Raw genomic sequence first — 1,469 nt, 5'->3', positions numbered from 1 at the left:
GAGCGACTGCCGGCCGAGCCGGTCGCGGCCCGTTGAGGCTTCGCGCGATGCTGCAACGATGAAGCGCGGGACAGCGCGCCGGCGCGCGCGCGCGGAGCAGGCCGGCGCCGGCATCGCCATCGTCGGCGCCGCATGCCGGCTGCCCGGCGCGCCCGACCTCGACAGCCTCTGGACGCTGCTCGCCGAAGGGCGGGACGCGGTCACGACGGTCCCGCCCGAGCGCTTCGACCAGGCGCGCTGGTTCCACCCGCGCCAGGGTGAACCGGGCCGCGCCTACACCTTCGCCGCCGGCACGATCGGCGACGCGGCCGGCTTCGACCCCGCGGCCTTCGGCCTTTCCCCGCGCGAAGCCGCCGAGATGGACCCGCAGCAGCGCCTGCTGCTGGAAGTGGCGGCAGAGGCCTTCGAGGATGCCGGCTGGCCGGCCGAGCGCATCGCCGGGCGCAGCATCGCCGTCTTCGCCGGCGCATCCTCCACCGACTACGCCGAACTGCGGCTCGAGGATCCGTCCGCCGGCGACCGCTTCTTCATGACCGGCAACGCGCTGTCGATCGTCGCCAACCGGATCGGCAACGTCTTCGACCTGCGCGGACCAGCGCAGACGGTCGATACCGCCTGCTCCTCCGCCCTCGTCGCGCTGCATCTCGCCGCGCGGACGCTCGCCGAGGAGCCGGAGATCGAGGCGGCGGTGGTCGGTGGCGTGAACATGCTGCTATCGCCCTATTCCTTCGTCGGCTTCTCGCGCGCGGGCATGCTCTCCCCCAACGGGCGCTGCCGCGCCTTCGACGCGGCGGCGGATGGCTACGTGCGGGCGGAAGGCGCGGGCGTCGTGATCCTCCGGCGCATCGAGGATGCGCGGGCGGCCGGCGACCGGGTGCGCGCCATGCTTCTGGGCAGCGGCACCAACGCGGCCGGGCGCACCATCGGACTGTCGCTGCCGAACCGGGAGGCGCAGGCGGCGCTGATGGCGCGCGTGCTGGCGCGCAGCGGCGTCGATCCCGACCGCTTCCTAGCCTTCGAGGCGCATGGCACCGGCACGCGCGTGGGCGACCCGGCGGAAGCCTGGGCGATCGGCACCACCATCGCGCGCCACCGGACGGCGCCGCTGCCGATCGGCTCCGTGAAGACCAATCTCGGCCACCTGGAAGCGGGCTCCGGCATGGCCGGGCTGATGAAGGCGCTGCTGATGCTGGAACGGGGCGCGGTGCCGCCCTCGCTACATTTCGACGAGCCCAATCCGGAAATCGACTTCGCAGCGCTCAACCTCGCCGTTGCACATCGTCTTGAAGCGGCGGCGCCGCGCGCGGATGCCGTGGTCGGGGTGAATTCCTTCGGCTTCGGCGGCACCAACGCGACCGCGCTGCTCGGCGCGGCACCGCCCGCGCCCCGTCCGCGCGAAGCCGCGGGCCGCGGCCAGCCGCCACTCATCCTCTCGGCACCGTCGCGCGCCGCGCTCGCGCTGCTCGCGG

General features: G+C 74.1%; 1 protein-coding gene. It reads left to right on the top strand.

Annotated elements, in window-relative coordinates; genetic code table 11:
* Positions 1 to 58: 58 nt before the first annotated feature.
* On the top strand, positions 59 to 1,469 hold a 1,411-nt coding region (locus HW577_RS24940), incomplete at its 3' end, for a polyketide synthase (RefSeq protein WP_232475229.1).

Origin of the sequence: Neoroseomonas rubea, from assembly GCF_016106015.1 — a bacterium.
GTDB classification, from domain to species: Bacteria; Pseudomonadota; Alphaproteobacteria; order Acetobacterales; family Acetobacteraceae; genus Neoroseomonas; species Neoroseomonas rubea.
Note: the sequence above shows the minus strand (reverse complement) of the source record. Positions and strands in the feature narration are given on the sequence as shown.